Consider the following 16,457-nt stretch of genomic DNA (forward strand, 5'->3'; position numbering starts at 1 on the left):
CTTCCTTGCGGCGCACAGCCTGCACGCGCCTTAATCCTCGTCGCGCAGAATCCGCCGCTGCGCTCCCGGCTCGAGACTGTAGCGATAAAGCCAAGCCATATGGCTCGCCGTATATGTCCTGAGACGCATAAGGCCCGCATATTCCTTGCTTCCCTGCGGGATGCCGCGGAACGTGAGGTCGGTTTCCTCCAGTCCCTGCCAGCCGCCTGCAGGCGTCCAGACTCTGCCGGACTTGATGCTGACCGTTCCCATCGGCACATTCAGCGCTTTTTTCAGGAACTGCACTTCCGTTACGGTACCGGCCGCATCCTTTTTGGAAATCCATTCCCAAAAAATCAGATGTTCGCCCTTGATGCGCATCGTCGACGTATCGGCAATAGCGCTCTCTTCGGCGCCTTCGTTCGTCTTCACCTTCCAGAGATCGAGCCAGCGATCATCAGCCGTCAGCCGATCAAGTTCGCCCATGCCAAAAACGTTGTCGACAATCGCTGCGTAAAAAGTCTCGTCGTATTGCTGGGAATTCATTTCCTTTTCCGAACGCGCCGTATGGTTCGACCAGATGATATTGCCCGCGCCGTCATAGAAATCCTCTTCCAGATAGCGCAAGGTGCGGTTCTGCGGATTGACCTCGACGAGTGCAAGGCTGCAGGCGAGAGCCGCAGGATCCGGCACAATGTCCTGGATGCCGTAATTGGCGATAGTCTCCTGCGCTCCGCCGTAGCTGAACCCCGTCTTGACCCAGCCCTGTATGACGGTCGGGATGGGATTTTCCATCCCTGCAATATTCAGGCTCTTGATGACACGAACTTCCTGCGGCGCAAAGAATTTGCTGTATTTTGCATCGGAATTGAGCCAATACCAACCTTCATCCGTAGGGGGCGCCGCCATCGCAGCAGACGACAGTGCAGCAAAAAAAAGCACGGAACAGACGATGCCGATAAAATTCCGGAGCATCTTTCCCAAAATAATTTCCTCCTTTTCCCTTCTTTCCTTAAGAACTCCTCAATAACTCCACATATTCTATTTTACCATGAAACCCCAAGAGGTCAAGCTGAAGGCGCAGACCGATTGGCTAGGTTTCTGTAAGGGCGGCGCACAATGTCCACAACGTGGACGTTTGTGCGTGTAGCTTAGCGTGAAAGCCCAAGAAGGCAAGCTCCCAAGGGCGCAGACTGATTGGCGGGGAAGTGCTGATAAAATGAAGTCCGTCAGATCGGGGCAGATTTTTCGTTCGATCAAGAAGACAAACCGGACGCATAGCGGGGCTATGCGTCCGGTTTGTCGACGCCGAGCGAGCGGAAAAGATGCGCTGAGATGGCGGGCTGAATTTATCAGCGCTTCCCCGGGTTTCTGTAAGGGCGGCGGACAATGTCCACAACGTGGACGTTTGTGCGTGTAGCTTTTTAAAAGTCCCTTACCGTGCCCATAGCCGGAAAGCAGAACTTCCCCCGCGAACGGGGGAAGAAAAACAGCCGATTTCGCATCGCGGGTTTACCCCAGCGGTACGACTTCACGCTCCCTGCGGCTGAAGCGAAGCGTCGTTTCGTAGCCGAAACGGCGCGCATAGGCGACGGCCTCGTCGTTGTATGCGCCGGCATCCTCCGGCTTATGTGCATCCGAAGTGGTGATGACGGGCAGATGATGCGCTGCCGCCAAGCGCATGAAGTCCTCATAAGGTGAGATTTCCTTGACGGGGTAGCGATAGAGCGTCCCCGTATTGATATCGACAGCCATGGATGCCTTTTCCATAGCATTTACGGCACGCTCCAAGAACGGCACGGCATCGAAATCGGGGAAATGGCAAAAGAGGCGGATGTTGAACGGATGCCCAAGCACATCGTAAAGCCCCGAGGCACAGAGTTTCTCGATTTCTTCCGTATACCATTCGTAAATGTCCCGCAGCGAAAGCTCCTCCCAATGCGATTTGATCTCCGAAGAATCGTACGCCCAGCCCCGGATGAAATGAACCGAACCGATGACATAGTCGAAGTCCCAGCGACCGAGGATTTCCGCCACTTTTTTCTGATCTTGGAAGTTGCAGACCTCGATGCCCGTCTTGACCGCATGGTTCTTTCTAAGCTTTTCCATAAAGGAAAAATACTCGTCAAGCGTGTACTTGAACTTGTTCTTTTTCAGCCATTTCTGCTGGAAACTGCCGATAAAGGAATCGTCCAGCACGAGATCCTCGTAGTAGAGCGCCTCAAATTCGGGAAAGGTATGGCTGTGCTCGGAAAAACCGATTTCCGCCACGCCGCGCTCCCCTGCCGCACGAAAAAAACCCTCCGCCCAGTTTTCATCATAGGAGCCGTATTCCAGATGCATGTGATAATCGAGTTTCATTTGCTTCGCTTGCCTTTCTTTTTTCTTCCCTGCCGAAAGCAGCGTCTCGGCTCTTTCGTCCTGACGCTTCCCTGCATGACGGCCGGCCCGCACTAAATCCTTCCTTCATCCAACAGGCGGCGCAGGACGCGCATCACGCCATGCTCACGATTGGAAGGTGCGATATGCTTTGCCGCAGCCTTGGCCTCCGGATGCGCATTCTCCATCGCATAGCTCTCTCCCACGGCCCCGAGCATTTCGATATCGTTGAGATAATCGCCGAACGCCATGCACTCCTCAGGCTTCACATCGAGGAGCTCCTGCACGCGGCGCACGGCCGCCCCCTTGTTCGTCCTCTTGTTCATGATGTCGATCCAATACTCCGAGGACACGACGACCTTGACATCCTCCCCAAGCGTGCGCAGACCGGGATAAATCGTATGCTCGGCATCGGCATGCAGGGGGTCGCAGAAGGAGAACTTGATCGCCTCATCCCGCACCTCGGAAAAATCCGCTACGATGCGGTATTCCGTGTAGTAATACGTCATCTGGCGGAAAAATTCCTCGTTGCGGCTCGTCACATAAGCGCATTCCTTGCCGCACCAAACGGCATAAGCTTCCGGAATCGCCGCCGCACGGCGCAAAATCTCCCTGCAAAAAGCAGGCGCTATGGTATCGGACGAAATCTCCTTGCCTTGCCGCACGACATAGGCGCCATTTTCTGCACAAAAGAGCAAATCGTCCGCCCATGGACGAAAATGGCGCAAAAGCGCTGCATACTGACGGCCGCTTGCAGGCGCAAAAATCACGCCGCGTTCCTTGAGCTCCGCCAAGACGCCGCCCAGCTCCTGCGGGAGGTCGCCCGCCTCATCGAGCAGGGTGCCGTCCATATCGCAAAATATCAGCTTTATCATACCATCAGCCTTTCCCGCCGCTGTTTTTCATCCTTCTTCCCTGCAATTCCACCCTAACCGCGGCGTCCATGGTAGAGACACCACGGCTCTTCCGCCATGTAGTCCCCGTCGTTGTAGTAGGCGGCGCGTGCGCGGCAGCCGCCGCAGGCTCGCTTGTAATCGCAGGTGCCGCAGCCTCCCGAATACTCGAGGGTGCGCAGTTTGTTCAGCACTTCGCTGTTCTTCCAGATTTCATCGAACGGCGTCTTCCTTACATCGCCAAGCTCCATGTTGAGATAGGCGCAAGGCTGCACCTTGCCGCGCGGACTGATGATGCAGTAGCTGAGTCCCGCGAGACAGCCGCGCCTAAAGCGCGTCTTTATGCCCATCTGCCCCGCGATGCGCAGGAACTGCGGCGCACATGTCGGCTTGAGCTCGATATCGACCTCTTCCGACTTCTTCATGATGCGCGTCAGGACACTCTCATAAGCCTCGGCGCGCAGGGATTCCTCCTCGATGCTTTCGGCGCGTCCCGTCGGCACGAGAAAAAAGAAATGGTGCGCCACAGCGCCGAGCTCGACGGCAAAATCCGTGATCGCCTCCAGTTCCTTCTCGTTCCAGTCCATGACCGTCGTATGAATCTGGAAGGCCAAGCCCGCCGCACGGCAATTCTTCATGCCCTCGACAGCCCCCGCCCAGCCGCCCGGGAAGCTGCGGAAGGTATCGTGCTTCCCGGGATGCATGGAATCGAGCGAAATGCCCATGCCCATGGCACCCGCCGCCTTCAAATCACGCGCCATCTCAGGCGTGATCAGCGTACCGTTCGTGCCGAATACCGAGCGCAGGCCGAGTTTCGTCGCATGAGCCACAAGCTCCAAAATATCGGGGCGCATCAAAGGCTCCCCGCCCGAAAAAATCATGATCTTGAATCCCGCGCGCGCAATCTCGTCCAGAAGCTTCTTCGCTTCTGCCGTCGAAAGCTCTTCCTCCGCCTTGCAGCCCGCATCGCGATAGCAGTGCTTACAGTACATATTGCAGGCGTTCGTCGTGTTCCAGGAAATAATCAAATCGCCGCCTCCTCCCGCACAAAGCCGATCTCCTCATCTGTCAGATAACAGGATGGGTCGCTTGCCCAGAAGTCTCCCGTGCGTGCCTCCGCCCGTGTGCGGAAGTTGCCATTACAGCACGGGAGGTATTGACAGACGGCACATCGACCTTTCAAAAGCGGCTTCCTGTCCTTGAGCCCCGCCAAAATATCGTTGTTTTCCGTATCCGTCCATATTTCACCGAACTTCCTCTCGCGCACATTGCCGAAGGTATGGTGCTGCGTGAACTGGTCTGGATGCACATAGCCCAACGGATCGACCTCGCCGAAGGCGATGCCCGAACGGTTGCCGCCATTCATCGAGACATATTTCCAGACTTTCTCTGCCGCATCCTCGCCCTGTTCGGCCAGCGTCTTGAGATAGATGTAGATGCCGTCGCAATGGTTGTCCACCGTCAGGATCTCTTTTTCCAGTCCGCGCTCCTCGAAATCGCGCGTGCGGCGAATGATGATATCCATGGCGCGGCGCGACTCCTCAGCTGTCACATCCTCATCCATCATCGCATTGCCGCGGCCGGAATAGACAAGGTGGTAGAAACAGACGCGGTTGATGCCCTTCTCCTCGATAAAGTCAAAAATATTCTCCAGCTCCATGATATTGTGATGGTTGATCGTAAAGCGGAGTCCCACGCGCTGGCCGACTGCCGTACAGTTTTCAATGCCGCGCATCGCCGCCGCATAGGCGCCGTCCACGCCGCGGAACTTATCGTTGACATCCTTGAGGCCGTCCAGAGAGATACCGACGTAGCCCACGCCGATATCCTTGATGCGCTGCGCCGTCGCGCGATCGATCAAGGTGCCGTTTGTGGAAAGCGTCGGCCGCACGCCCTTTTCCGCCGCGTATGCCGCAAGCTCGAAAAAGTCCGGGCGGATCAACGGCTCACCGCCCGAAAACAGCAGGACGGGCACGCGGAAGTCGGCGAGATCGTCAATAAAACGCTTCGCCTCCTCCGTCGTCATCTCGTCCTTATACTTCTTCGCATCCGAGCTCATGTAACAATGACGGCACTTGAGGTTGCAGGTCTTCGTCGAGTTCCATACAACGACGGGGCCCATGCCCTCCGCCGCACCGTTTCTCATGCGGTGCGCATTTTTCGTATAGCGCAGCGAATCGCCGAAGTATTCGCGCGCAAAAAGAAGTTTTGTAACGCTGATCATGGCTGCTTTCCCTTCCTGTCCTTATGGGCTTGCGCCCCATCCAAAATCAAATCCAGCTTCATCCGCACATTTTCCTCGAAGGAAATTCCCAGACGGCTGAATGCCGCCGCCTGGAAAAGCGAATGGAAAAGCTCCGTGATGACGGTTGCAGGGATATCACTGCGAATTTCGCCGCTCTTCTGGCCCGCCTCGACGAGGCGCACAAAAAGCGAGGTAAACGGCGGCGCAGAGCTCTCCGCCTGCACACCCTCAGGCATTGCAGCCTGTTGAGCCGCATGGAGGAAGAGCGGCAGGACGAAGCGGTTCTCTGCGAGAAGCGAAGCTGCCGCGAGGAAAAGCTCACGCAAAACATCGGGCACCGGCCTCTTTCCCGCAGAAAGCGCCCGCGCCTTCTCCGCGATTTCCTGCATGATGCGGCTGAGAAGTTCCATGAGGACATCTTCCTTGGAGCCGAAATAATTATAGAACGTACCGATTCCAAGATTGGCTTCGTTCATGATGTCCGCGATCGAAACATCTTCAAGGCCGCGGCTCTGAAAAAGCCGCGTCGCCGCATCGAGAATAGCCTGGCGCGAATAGAGTTTCTTCTGCTCGCGCCGGCTGAGTTTTTCTCCCATACGAATCCCTCCTGCTGCCCATTCCTGTTCTTTCATTATAACCGAAAGAACGATATTTTAAAAGAATTTATGAAAGCGATTCATCTTTTTTTGCAAAAAGAAAGCGTCGGCCTCTGCCGACGCAAAAACGCAAGATGGTGACCCAGGAGGGACTCGAACCCCCGACCCTTTGATTCGTAGTCAAATACTCTGATCCAACTGAGCTACTGAGTCACAGGCTGACTGCTTTCACAATCAACATTCGTTATTCTAGCATAGGATACGCTGTCTGTCAAATAAAAATTTTACAGCTTCCCCCTCCCGGCGCTGTCTGCTAAAATAAAGAAAACACGAAGAAACGGAGGCCTTTGTATGCACGAATCAAGCAAAACGATTTTCCTGCTGCTTTTCGCGGCGATCATGATCGCCGCCGGCTGCGGCACAGACATACCGAAAACGGAACGTGTTCCGCCTGCACCACAAGAAACAGGCGCTCCTTCCCCGCGCGCCCTCTATGTCCTCGCGGACGCAGGATTTACAAACCTGCAGCTCGAAAATCCGACGCTTCCCGTCTATGACCGGCATACATTGGCCGAGCGGCGCAGCCGGGGACTCACGACAAGCCTGCCGGAAATCCGGCCCTATGCATCGGGGCGCATCGCCTACCTCACATTCGATGACGGCCCCGATGACGTGAACACGCCTGCCATCCTCGATATTCTCAAGGCCGAAGGCGTTCCCGCCACCTTCTATGTCGTCGGAAGGAACGTCGAGGCTCATCCCGATATCCTGAAACGCATCCACGACGAAAACCATGCCATCGGCAACCACAGTTACAGCCATGACAACGCGGCTGTCTACGCATCTCCCGAAGCATTTCTCGCCGAAATGGAGCAGACGGATGAAATCATCTTCCAACAGATCGGCATGAGGCCGCTGATCGTCCGCGCACCGGGCGGCACCGCTTCCGGGCAGTTCACGGATGCCTATTGGGCGCCTCTGGCCGCGTCGGGCTATGCCGAACATGACTGGAACGTCGATCCGGGCGATAGCGCCGGCTCCGCCGTACCGGCCGCCGACCTCGTTGCCAATGCGGCGGGGCAGCTCATGCAGGAACACACACAGCAAACCGCCATCATCCTGCTGCACTGTGCCGCGGGCCATGAGACAACCGTCGAGGCTCTGCCCGAGATCATCCATCTTCTCAAGGAGCAAGGCTTCTCCTTCGGCGTCGTCACCCCCATGACGCCGACGCTGCGCTAAGCGCAAAAACGGCTTCCCCGCATTTGGGAAAGCCGTTTTTATCTGCTGATTCAATCGTAGGCCCAGATTTTTTTCATCGTCTCCGGGAATGTCTCATCGAGATGATGGATGATGACATCGAGGATCACGCGGATGATCTGCGGTTCGAATCCCCTGTCCGAAGAAGGAAGGCCTGCGTCGAGGATGAGGCTGCCGTCTTCCGTCATGTAGTACTTGAAGAGTTTGTAATGACGGTTCAGCTCATTGATATAGGCGGCGAGATCCATCTCGTTCTTGTCGTTGACGACCTGGCTGCCGACGACGACGCGCACTATGCCATAGAGGCTGTCATCGAGAATGACGAAAATCGGCAGAACCTGCCCTTTGGCCTCCACCTTGGACTCGTAGACAACCGTGCCGTACTCATCGCCGATTTCCCGCTTCTCGAAGGCCTGAATGCCGAGTTCCTTGAGCATGGCGTCAAACTGCGCAGCCTTGGTCTCGATCTCCTCCTCCGCCGGGGCAGGCGCAGGTTTTGCAGCTGCCGGTTTCGCCGCTGCGGGCTTGACCGCAGGCTTTGCCGCTGCTGCTGCGGGCTTTGCTGCCGGAGCCGCAGGCTTTGCCGCTGCTGCTACAGGTTTTGCTGCCGGAGCCGCAGGCTTTGCTGCTGTCGCTGCGGGCTTTGCTGCCGCTGCTGCAGGCTTTGCTGCTGTCGCTGCGGGCTTTGCCGTCGGAGCTGCTGCGGGCTTTGCTGCTGTCGCTGCGGGCTTTGCCGCCGGAGCTGCTGCGGGCTTTGCTGCCGCTGCCACAGGCTTTGCTGCCGCTGCCGCCGGAGCCGCAGGCTTTGCTGCCGGAGCAGGCGCTGCTGGTTTTGCTGCCGCTGCTGCAGGCTTTGCCTCTTTGGTTGTCGCTTCCATGTTGTCCGTTTTTTCCGTCATGATCTCTTCCCCTTCATCATGAAATCTTATCTTTTGCCTTCTTCCGCTTCCTTGTCCGTCAAAAAGCGTCGTGCGAGGATGACGGCTACGAAATCGTCCACCGGTTCGGGCGGCACGAGCATCGAGCACGGCAAAAGCCTGCGCCAGCCCTGCGGGGGATGTGCCTGCCAATAGGCTTTCTTTGCCATCTCCGTCGTCCTGTACTCGTCAACGAGCACGACGTCAAGATCCGGCAAAGCCGCCTTGACGCGCGCCATCGCTGCTGCACTCGTCGTTCCGTTGCCGAGTACGAGGAAACGAAAGCCATAACTCGTGTATGTATCGGTAATTTCCTGCTCGAGGTTAAGCGTCTGAATGACTTTTTGCAGGCGCACGCTTCCCGCCGCATCGAGCACGGCAAAACCGCATTTGTCACGCCCCGGGTCGAGGGCGGCTACGCTCCCCATCGAATCAGCGCTCCTGTTCGAGCTTGATGTTGAGACGCAGCGGACCCAAGGCGTCGGTGTTGTCACGCGCATAGGCCGAAAACAGGAAGTTGCCCGTACGCGGCGCGATGGTCTGCACAAGCGCGTAGATTTCCTGTCCCTCAACGGAGCCGACCGTGCCCCGAATCGGATCGGGCAGGATGCCGCGCTCCGTCGCCGCCGCATTCACCCGCTGCAGGAAGTCCCGGATCATCTCCTCGGCGGCCTTTTCTCCTGCGCCTGCGAAGCGATACGGCTGAGCGATGATGAACTCATCCTTTTTGTAGATGATGCTGTTCGGGTGCAGATCGAGTTCCACGCGCACAGGTTCGCCGCGCACGAGATTGCCTGCCGCCATCATGCGCACGACCATATCGCCTTGGCTTGCAGCGATGCGCGTCACCGCCTCATCGACCTCGGGCGCGTAGACCCAGAGCTCACCGTCCGACACATCCTTGCCGAGGCGGCTGGAAACATTGCGGCTTGCAAGCTGAGCCAGCGAATTGATGTCCGCACGCACCTCCCCTTCCGGGCGGCTGCCGCGCACCACGCCTGCTGCGATGACCTCGCCCGCCCGGAAGACGATGTCTCCCTCGCGGATGATCGCAAGACCCTTCTTGAGATCCTTAGTCCGCTGTTCAAGCGTCTTGTTGTCTCCCTTCAGCTGCTCATTGCTTGCCGTAAGGTCGGCATTCACGGCGTCAAGCCCCGCCTTCTCTTCAATCAGAGCCCGGTTCGTCGCATCGAGCGCAGCATTGTCGCGTGCCAGCGCGTCTTTTTGCGCTTCGAGCGCCCGGTTGCCCGCAGAAAGCCTTTCCGCCTCATCCTCAAGCGTCTTGACATTTGCCTTCGCCTCGTCTAAAGCGGCGTCCGTTTTCTGCTGCTCCGCACGCGCTGCTTCAAGCTCGGATGAGGCCAGGACAAGTTTTTCCCGCGTCTCCTGCATGGAGCGGTTGAGCTTTTCCATGCCGAAGAGCGCCGTACGCACGTTTTCCGATGCAGCCGCGAGGATGCCGAAAGTCAGCGTCGTGATGACGATGCCCGTGATGATCGTGACGATGGTCGATGTGTGACGCGGCCGCAGGCCGAAGAGCGAGAGCCTCTTCTTTCCGACCTTCGTTCCCACACGGTCGCCGAGGACAGCGATGACGCCGCCTGTAATAACCAGTACGAGTATCAGCATGATGCCATACATCGCAGCTACTCCTTTCTCCATCCCGGAAAAATTGTGCGCATGGTTCGTAATCTTTCCTCATAGCCTTTGCAGCAGCCTTCCCCTCAGCGCGCAGCCTGCCGCAGGAGGTAAACGCCTACAAGGATGCCGACAACATTCGGTATCCATACGGCATAAGCCGGGTTCAGCGCTCCCGATTGGGCGATTGCTCCGGCCACCGTCATCAGCACATAGTAAATAAAAATGATCACAAGGCTGATGCCGAAGCCCTTCGAGGAGCTGCTGCGGTTCGGCTGCAGGCCAAGAGGCACGCCGATCAGCGCGAATACAAGGCTCGCCATCGGTATGGTGATGCGTTGGTAAAGCTCCGTTTCCAACTTTTTCGTGTCGACGAACTGCCCGTGCATGATCTCGATCTGCTGTCTGAGCTCACGCATTGTCAGCTCCTCCGGCTTTTTCTGCTCGCGCACGATGCGCGCCGGACCGGCATTGATCGGCAGCGTCTGCTTATCAAAGCGCATCGTATGCTCGGACTTGCCGTTCGAGATTTCATAGATGACACCCTGGTACATCGTCCACTGATTGCCTTCCCACTTGGCGTAGGCAGCATTTTCCACATAGCTCGTCTCGCCGTTCTCGAAAGACTGGAGCGTCACGCCCTCCATGATCTGGGAGTCGGCGTCATAACGACGCGCATACATCAGGCGCTGCATCTGCCCGTCCTTGATTTCCTTGATGATGATATGATCCTGCGATCTCGGATTTGTACCGCTTTGGATCTCATAGGCGATGACGTTGCTGTAGGCGCTGTTCGCACGCGGCACGACATGCTCATTGAAGAGTATGGCGACCACGCTGACGAAAAAGCCCAAGGCGATGGCCGGTGCGGCAATGCGCTGGAAGCTCACGCCGCAGGACTTCATGGCCGTGATCTCGCTCGATGCCGAAAGGCGCCCGAAGGTCAGCAGCGCCGCAAGGAGCATGGACATCGGAAAGGTATAGATGATGATGCTCGGCAGGCTGAAGATGAACATCTTGACGACCGCCGAAAAGGAAGCGCCGTATTCCGTGACGTACTGCGCGATGCGGTAAAGCGTGCCCGAACCGATAAAGACGGCGGAAAAAGCGCAGATGCCGAAAAGGAACGTCGTGCAGACTTCACGAAAAATGTATTTGTCCAAAAGCCGTATCTGTATCCGCTGCGGCATGGGGATCCGTATTCGTCGTAATCTTCGTTTTTGCATAAATACGCTCCCTATAGCGTGAAGTTGTCGCCGAGATAGAACTTGCGCGCAAGGTCGCTCGACGCAATGGTCCGGCTGTCCCCCTCGATGAGAATCTTCCCCGCGTTGAGGATATAGGCGCGGTCGACGATATGAAGTGTCTCGCGCACGTTGTGGTCGGTGATGAGTATGCCGATGCCGCGCTGTCTAAGATAGGAGATGATGTCCTGGATATCGGCGACCGCAATGGGATCGACGCCAGCAAACGGCTCGTCGAGCAGGATGAACTGCGGTTCGATGGCCAAACAGCGCGCAATCTCAACGCGGCGCCGCTCGCCGCCCGACAGTTCTGTGCCGAGGCGTTTTTTGACATGGCTCACATGAAACTCTTCCAGGAGCTGTCCTATCTTCATGCGGCATTCGCGCGGCGAAAGCGTCGTCGTCTCAAGAATGGAAAGAAGGTTCTCCTCCACCGTCATCTTGCGGAAGATCGAGGCTTCCTGCGCGAGATAGCTGATGCCGAGGCGCGCGCGCTCATACATCGGCAGGTCGCCGATGCGCACGTCGGAGATGAGCACATCGCCCGCAGTCGGTTGTTCGAGGCCGATGATCATATAGAAGGTCGTCGTCTTTCCCGCGCCGTTCGGGCCCAGAAGGCCAACGATCTCCCCTTTGCCCACGCGCAGGGAAACGTGGTCGACGACATAACGCTGCTTGAACCTCTTGACGAGATTCCTCGCTTCCAAATACAAGCCTCTTCACCCCGCCCCGTTCTCTCTGCGCGTCATCTTCGGCCAATGCTGTCCTATCATTCTACCGCAACGTCCCCCGTATTGGCAAGATAAACCGTCAGATGATTGCTCTTGAGCGCATTATTGCCCTGATAGGCCCAAGCATTGCCGTCAAGGATGCATTTTCCCTTGCCGCTTTCATCCTTCGCAATATAATCGACGACATCGCCGCCTCCCTCAAAGCTCTTCGGAGGGCTCACGATATGCGCGCTGCCCACGCCCTTGTAACGCTCTTCCTTGAGCCAGCCTTCCATATGGTTTGCCGTGAAGGTTCCGTCGGCTGTCGTTATCGTGCCGCCCTGCGGAATCAGCATGTATTCCTGCGCCTGATAGTACTCGGCGCGCGGGCCGGTGAAGGTCTTGTCGCCTTTTTTCCCATGGACATCCCCTTCAGCAATGTACTGATCCTGTCCGATAAGAGAAAGGGACGCCGCCTGGAGCGAAAGGTCTTCCTTCGTCAGGGAAACCCCGCCCAGTGCGCGTATCGAATCGAGTGAGTCGAGCACGATCTTCGCCGCCGTCAGGCGCATCGTATCGCGCACGGCGATGACATTGCCCGTGACCTCGCCCTGCTGCGTCTTCGTGTTGTAGCTGGCCGATTTGCCCGCGACGCTCGTCGAGCCGCGCTTCATCAGGACGTCTCCCTCCGCCGTGATGACGCCCGTCCCCATATCATAGGTGACGGTATCGCCGTCCAGTGAGGAGGCCTCGTCCGCCGCCTGCAAGGTTCCCATGCCCGCTGCAATGCTAAAAGCTGCGGCTGCCAAGGCCAGCTGCCATTTCTTCATTTTCATTTCGCTGCACTCCCTTTCTGGATATGCGCCTTCTTGCCATCCTTCCCCCTGGCCGCAAGCTTCTGGAAACCATCCGAGCTCTCGATGCTCTCGGCCGTCACGAGGACGGCATCGGCCTCCTTCGTCAGCCTCGCATCGCCTATGGCAGTCAGTGTGCTCTTCGCATCCGACCAGGCAAGCTCCCTGCTCGTGAGCTCGATGCCGTCTGTCGTCTGAACCTTGATGCCGCCGTCCATCGACAAGTCCTTCGTATCCATGCGATAAACGGCATGCGGCGCCTTGAGATTGAGTTCACGCCCGTCCGGCTGGTAGAATGTTCCGTCGATATTCGTCGCCTCCGCCGTATTGTTGTCCGCATTCGCCGCCAGCGACTCCGCCGTCATCTTCCAGATGGTGCGTCCATCCTTCTCCACGCTCAGGCTGTTGCCCTCATAACGCATGACATGTACCGGCTCATCGCCTCGGGGCGCCTCAGGCACGCTCAGGATGGCCCAGGCTATGGTGCCGATGACGGCAAGCACGGCGAACGCCGCGAGCAGGATGATTCCCTTCTTTCTCATTTGCTTCCTCCCTGCAAAATAGCGCCGCGATGCTTTTCCTTCCTCATTTCAGGCGGCGTGTTCCAGCGTTTCTGGAACCAGAGCCACTGCGTCGGATTGGCGCGTATGATTTCCTCCATGATCTTTGTCATGCGCACCGTGAAATCGTAAAGATCCTTCTCCACGTCGCCCGTGTCGCGAAGCTCCATCGGCTCGTAAATGACGACTTTGTGGCGGCCGTTCGGCTGGCGCAGGATGAAGGCTGGCACGACAGGCGCATGAAACTTGCGCGAAAAAACAGCCGGTCCCAGCGGCGTCGAGGCCGTGCGTCCGAGAAAGTCCAAGAAGGCGCCGCCCGGTCCGGCGTCCTGGTCGGCCAGGAAGCCGAGAATCTTGCCTTTTTTCAAGGCACGTCCCGCGGCCAAAAGCTCGCTCGTGCCGCGCGAGAAGATCTCGACGCCGATCGTTGCACGCAAGTCGTCGAGCGCGTGCGTGTACTGTTCGTTCGGCTGCGGCTTCGCGATGGCCGTCACGGGCAGCCCCGAAAGCGTGAAAGCGGCCGACAGCCACTCCCATGTGCCGATATGCCCCGTGAGCACGACAACGCCATGGCCTTCGGCAAGCGCTGCCTTCATGTAGTCCATGTGTTCGATCTCGATGTATTCATGCATGTTTTTTTCGTTGAGGTTCGGCATATACAAGATCTCGAGCATATTACGCGCGAGATTCACAAAGGAATCCTTGACGAGCTTCCTGGCTTCCGTCTCTGAAACCCCGAGCCCGGCCATGATCTGGCGCAGCGCGAGATTTCGCTGCTTCTTGATGAGGCAATAGTAAAGGCGTCCCAGAACCCAGCCGAGAAAGAGCAGCGCCCTATGCGGCAGGAAACGAAGCATACGGCTCAGCAGCATCAAAAATTGATAGAGCATGTGTATATCACCCATGTCATTGCGAAATATTTTCCAATCGCTCCGGAGAAAGGAAGCGCGCGACGACATCTTCCCAGCGCCCCTGCGCCTTGAGAAGAAATTCCACCATTTCGCGCACAGCGCCCCTGCCGCCCTCGGCCTCTGTCACAAGAGCCGCATATTGCCGGACCTCGGCCACTGCGTCCGCCGGAGCCGCCGGAAAGCCTGCCTGCGCCATGACGGGAAGATCCACGAGATCGTCGCCGATATAAGCGATTTCCTCATCCGCAAGCCCATGCTTCTCCTTGAGCGCCGCATACGCTGCACGCTTGTCGATATGGCCGAGGAAGACGTCCCGAATCTTCAGCTCCTCCGCGCGAAACGAAACAATAGCGGAATCGCGCCCTGTAATGATGGCTGTGCCGCCGCCCTCGTTCTGCCAGATGCGTATGCCGAGACCGTCGCGCACATGGAAAGGCTTCATGAATTCGCCTTTCTCGCCCGTATAGATGCCGCCATCCGTCAGTACGCCGTCGACATCGAAAATGAGGAAGCGCACGCGCCGTGCGCGTTCCCTTGCATCAGGTGCAAAATACAAGAAAATTCTCCTTCCGCTTTTTTTCGGGGAAAGAAACCGCCGGAAGACTCAGGCCAGCTTCCCTTTCACAACGTCATAAATAGCGAGGACTTCTTTGAGAAGCTCTTCGAGCCTGTCAAGATAAAGGCTGTTCGGACCGTCGCAGAGCGCCTCCTCGGGATTGTCATGCACTTCCATGAAGAGACCGTCGACACCGGCTGCGACAGCGGCACGCGCCAGGTACTCGACGTACTCACGGTTGCCGCCGGAGCTTGTCCCCGCGCCACCCGGCAACTGCACACTGTGCGTCGCATCGAAGATAACGGGCGCGCCGAAGGAGCGCATGATCGGAAAGCTGCGCATGTCGACGACAAGGTTGTTGTAACCGAAGGAGGCGCCGCGTTCCGTCAAAAGGATATCGGAGCAGCCGCCCTCATGCAGCTTGTCGACGACATTGCCCATATCGCGCGGCGCAAGGAACTGCCCCTTCTTCACGTTCACAACGCAGCCGGATTTTGCCGCCGCGTAGAGAAGATCCGTCTGTCGGCAGAGAAAGGCCGGAATCTGCAGCACATCGACGACCTTCGCCGCAGGAGCGATCTGCGATTCCTTGTGCACATCCGTGACGACAGGCACGCCGAGCTCATCCTTGATGGTCTGCAGCATCTCCAACCCCTTCTTGAGCCCCGGCCCGCGGAAACTGTTGAAGGCGGAGCGGTTCGCCTTGTCGAACGAGGCCTTGAAGATGTACGGTATGCCGAGCCGTCCCGTGATTTCCTTGATCGTGCGCCCGATGAGGAGGCAGCGTTCCATCGCCTCGAGGACGCAGGGTCCGGCCATGAGTACGAGCGGGCTGCCTCCGCCAATCGTAAAATCTCCGACTTTTACCTTGTTCATCATCATTGTACCGCCTTTCTCTTAAGATCGCATAATAAAATGCTGTCCGAATTCATCGGGCAGCCGTCCGGCCGTCTTGTACGGTTCTCGTCCACCGCCTCATCGTCCCATCTTGCGATAAAGCTCGTTTACAAGCGCCAGATCTTCCGGCGTATCAACGCCGACAAAGCGGCTCTGCGTCTCCAGAACACGGATCCGGCAGCCGTTTTCGAGCGCCCGCAGCTGCTCCAGAGACTCGGCTTGCTCCAGCGGCGTCGGCGCAAGGCGCGCGTAGGCGAGCAGAAAATCCCTGCGGTAGGCGTAGATGCCGATATGCTTGAACACGGGATTCCCCGTCTTCTTGCGCGGATAGGGCAGAAGCGAGCGCGAAAAGTAAAGCGCATATCCCTGCCGATCCACGACGACCTTCACATTGTTCGGATTCTTTTGTTCCTCCTCCGACTCGATGCGCGTCATGACCGTCGCCATGGGAAGCTCCGGATCTTCCTCGAAGAGCGCCGCCAGATCGTCGATCAGCGACGGCTCGATCAAAGGCTCATCGCCCTGCACATTGACGATCACATCCATCGCAGGGTAAGCCGCCGCAACCTCGGCCAGGCGGTCGGTGCCCGTAGGATGATCGGCGCGCGTCATCATCGCCTCGCCGCCGTCCGCCGTCACCGCTTCATAAATCCGTGCATCATCCGTTGCGACAAGCGTCTTTGCCGGTTTTGCTGCCCGCGAGGCGCGTTCCAGCACACGGCAGATCATCGGCTTGCCGCAGATATCGGCCAGTGGTTTTCCCGGCAGGCGCGTCGACGCATAGCGTGCCGGTATGACGCAAAGCGTTTGCAGGTCCT

At 57.6% G+C, this 16,457-nt stretch carries 18 protein-coding genes and 1 tRNA gene; 1 reads left to right on the plus strand and 18 read right to left on the minus strand.

Annotated elements, in window-relative coordinates:
* Window positions 1-30: 30 nt before the first annotated feature.
* The 7 genes from ACRTGH_RS01530 to ACRTGH_RS01560 form a co-directional block, all read right to left on the minus strand.
* Window positions 31-954: a hypothetical protein gene (locus ACRTGH_RS01530; protein WP_368847327.1), complete on the minus strand. Its 924-nt coding sequence runs from the start codon at window positions 952-954 to the stop codon at window positions 31-33.
* A gap of 537 nt (window positions 955-1,491) precedes the next feature.
* Window positions 1,492-2,340: a histidinol-phosphatase gene (locus tag ACRTGH_RS01535; protein WP_368847326.1), complete on the minus strand. Its 849-nt coding sequence runs from the start codon at window positions 2,338-2,340 to the stop codon at window positions 1,492-1,494.
* Between the two features lie 92 nt (window positions 2,341-2,432).
* A complete protein-coding gene (locus ACRTGH_RS01540; protein ID WP_368847224.1) occupies window positions 2,433-3,233 on the minus strand; it encodes an HAD family hydrolase in 801 nt (266 codons plus the stop codon).
* Window positions 3,234-3,286: 53 nt separating this feature from the next.
* Window positions 3,287-4,279, minus strand: coding sequence for a putative heme d1 biosynthesis radical SAM protein NirJ2 (gene nirJ2 / locus ACRTGH_RS01545; RefSeq protein WP_368847223.1), 993 nt, complete (start codon window positions 4,277-4,279; stop codon window positions 3,287-3,289).
* Window positions 4,276-5,475: a putative heme d1 biosynthesis radical SAM protein NirJ1 gene (gene nirJ1, locus ACRTGH_RS01550; RefSeq protein ID WP_368847222.1), complete on the minus strand. Its 1,200-nt coding sequence runs from the start codon at window positions 5,473-5,475 to the stop codon at window positions 4,276-4,278. Before nirJ1 ends, nirJ2 begins: the two co-directional genes overlap by 4 nt.
* On the minus strand, window positions 5,472-6,092 hold the full coding sequence (locus ACRTGH_RS01555) for a TetR/AcrR family transcriptional regulator (protein WP_368847221.1): 621 nt from the start codon (window positions 6,090-6,092) through the stop codon (window positions 5,472-5,474). The genes nirJ1 and ACRTGH_RS01555 overlap by 4 nt, the downstream gene beginning before the upstream one ends.
* Before the next feature lie 135 nt (window positions 6,093-6,227).
* Window positions 6,228-6,305 (minus strand) — tRNA-Arg (locus ACRTGH_RS01560).
* A gap of 138 nt (window positions 6,306-6,443) precedes the next feature.
* Between ACRTGH_RS01560 and ACRTGH_RS01565 the strand changes: the two genes are divergently transcribed.
* Window positions 6,444-7,334, plus strand: coding sequence for a polysaccharide deacetylase family protein (locus ACRTGH_RS01565; RefSeq protein WP_368847220.1), 891 nt, complete (start codon window positions 6,444-6,446; stop codon window positions 7,332-7,334).
* A gap of 50 nt (window positions 7,335-7,384) precedes the next feature.
* Here ACRTGH_RS01565 and ACRTGH_RS01570 read toward each other — a convergent pair whose 3' ends face one another.
* From ACRTGH_RS01570 to kdsB, 11 genes are all read right to left on the minus strand, one after another.
* Entirely contained in the window at window positions 7,385-8,251 is an 867-nt protein-coding gene (locus tag ACRTGH_RS01570; RefSeq protein ID WP_368847219.1) for a YbjN domain-containing protein, read from the minus strand.
* Between the two features lie 26 nt (window positions 8,252-8,277).
* Window positions 8,278-8,697, minus strand: coding sequence for a RuvC family protein (locus ACRTGH_RS01575; RefSeq protein ID WP_368847218.1), 420 nt, complete (start codon window positions 8,695-8,697; stop codon window positions 8,278-8,280).
* Window positions 8,698-8,701: 4 nt separating this feature from the next.
* Window positions 8,702-9,910: a DUF3084 domain-containing protein gene (locus ACRTGH_RS01580; RefSeq protein WP_368847217.1), complete on the minus strand. Its 1,209-nt coding sequence runs from the start codon at window positions 9,908-9,910 to the stop codon at window positions 8,702-8,704.
* Window positions 9,911-9,993: 83 nt separating this feature from the next.
* Complete coding sequence (locus ACRTGH_RS01585; RefSeq protein ID WP_438474521.1) at window positions 9,994-11,133, minus strand: LptF/LptG family permease; 1,140 nt, start codon at window positions 11,131-11,133, stop codon at window positions 9,994-9,996.
* An 11-nt stretch (window positions 11,134-11,144) separates the two neighbouring features.
* Window positions 11,145-11,864, minus strand: a complete 720-nt coding sequence (lptB, locus tag ACRTGH_RS01590; protein ID WP_368847216.1) for an LPS export ABC transporter ATP-binding protein — start codon at window positions 11,862-11,864, stop codon at window positions 11,145-11,147.
* A 56-nt stretch (window positions 11,865-11,920) separates the two neighbouring features.
* A complete protein-coding gene (locus ACRTGH_RS01595) occupies window positions 11,921-12,697 on the minus strand; it encodes an LptA/OstA family protein (RefSeq protein ID WP_368847215.1) in 777 nt (258 codons plus the stop codon).
* Window positions 12,694-13,257 carry an LPS export ABC transporter periplasmic protein LptC gene (gene lptC / locus ACRTGH_RS01600; protein ID WP_368847214.1) on the minus strand — a complete coding sequence of 188 codons (564 nt, stop codon included), beginning with the start codon at window positions 13,255-13,257 and terminating at the stop codon, window positions 12,694-12,696. The genes ACRTGH_RS01595 and lptC overlap by 4 nt, the downstream gene beginning before the upstream one ends.
* Window positions 13,254-14,165 carry a lysophospholipid acyltransferase family protein gene (locus ACRTGH_RS01605; protein WP_368847213.1) on the minus strand — a complete coding sequence of 304 codons (912 nt, stop codon included), beginning with the start codon at window positions 14,163-14,165 and terminating at the stop codon, window positions 13,254-13,256. Before ACRTGH_RS01605 ends, lptC begins: the two co-directional genes overlap by 4 nt.
* A 16-nt stretch (window positions 14,166-14,181) precedes the next feature.
* A complete protein-coding gene (locus ACRTGH_RS01610) occupies window positions 14,182-14,742 on the minus strand; it encodes a KdsC family phosphatase (RefSeq protein ID WP_368847212.1) in 561 nt (186 codons plus the stop codon).
* 48 nt (window positions 14,743-14,790) lie between these two features.
* A complete protein-coding gene (gene kdsA, locus ACRTGH_RS01615; RefSeq protein ID WP_368847211.1) occupies window positions 14,791-15,618 on the minus strand; it encodes a 3-deoxy-8-phosphooctulonate synthase in 828 nt (275 codons plus the stop codon).
* Between the two features lie 99 nt (window positions 15,619-15,717).
* Window positions 15,718-16,452 carry a 3-deoxy-manno-octulosonate cytidylyltransferase gene (kdsB, locus tag ACRTGH_RS01620; protein WP_368847324.1) on the minus strand — a complete coding sequence of 245 codons (735 nt, stop codon included), beginning with the start codon at window positions 16,450-16,452 and terminating at the stop codon, window positions 15,718-15,720.
* Window positions 16,453-16,457: the final 5 nt, after the last annotated feature.

The sequence above is a fragment of the Selenomonas oralis genome (assembly GCF_051603425.1).
GTDB lineage: Bacteria > Bacillota > Negativicutes > Selenomonadales > Selenomonadaceae > Selenomonas > Selenomonas sputigena_A.

Bases quoted from the DNA above. Each gene is read 5' to 3' on its own strand.
- ACRTGH_RS01530 (WP_368847327.1), bottom strand. From the start codon at position 954: ATGCTCCGGAATTTTATCGGCATCGTCTGTTCCGTGCTTTTTTTTGCT.
- ACRTGH_RS01535 (WP_368847326.1), bottom strand. From the start codon at position 2,340: ATGAAACTCGATTATCACATGCATCTGGAATACGGCTCCTATGATGAA.
- ACRTGH_RS01540 (WP_368847224.1), bottom strand. From the start codon at position 3,233: ATGATAAAGCTGATATTTTGCGATATGGACGGCACCCTGCTCGATGAG.
- nirJ1 (WP_368847222.1), bottom strand. From the start codon at position 5,475: ATGATCAGCGTTACAAAACTTCTTTTTGCGCGCGAATACTTCGGCGAT.
- ACRTGH_RS01555 (WP_368847221.1), bottom strand. From the start codon at position 6,092: ATGGGAGAAAAACTCAGCCGGCGCGAGCAGAAGAAACTCTATTCGCGC.
- ACRTGH_RS01565 (WP_368847220.1), top strand. From the start codon at position 6,444: ATGCACGAATCAAGCAAAACGATTTTCCTGCTGCTTTTCGCGGCGATC.
- ACRTGH_RS01570 (WP_368847219.1), bottom strand. From the start codon at position 8,251: ATGACGGAAAAAACGGACAACATGGAAGCGACAACCAAAGAGGCAAAG.
- ACRTGH_RS01575 (WP_368847218.1), bottom strand. From the start codon at position 8,697: ATGGGGAGCGTAGCCGCCCTCGACCCGGGGCGTGACAAATGCGGTTTT.
- ACRTGH_RS01580 (WP_368847217.1), bottom strand. From the start codon at position 9,910: ATGTATGGCATCATGCTGATACTCGTACTGGTTATTACAGGCGGCGTC.
- ACRTGH_RS01585 (WP_438474521.1), bottom strand. From the start codon at position 11,133: ATGCAAAAACGAAGATTACGACGAATACGGATCCCCATGCCGCAGCGG.
- ACRTGH_RS01595 (WP_368847215.1), bottom strand. From the start codon at position 12,697: ATGAAAATGAAGAAATGGCAGCTGGCCTTGGCAGCCGCAGCTTTTAGC.
- lptC (WP_368847214.1), bottom strand. From the start codon at position 13,257: ATGAGAAAGAAGGGAATCATCCTGCTCGCGGCGTTCGCCGTGCTTGCC.
- ACRTGH_RS01605 (WP_368847213.1), bottom strand. From the start codon at position 14,165: ATGCTCTATCAATTTTTGATGCTGCTGAGCCGTATGCTTCGTTTCCTG.
- kdsA (WP_368847211.1), bottom strand. From the start codon at position 15,618: ATGAACAAGGTAAAAGTCGGAGATTTTACGATTGGCGGAGGCAGCCCG.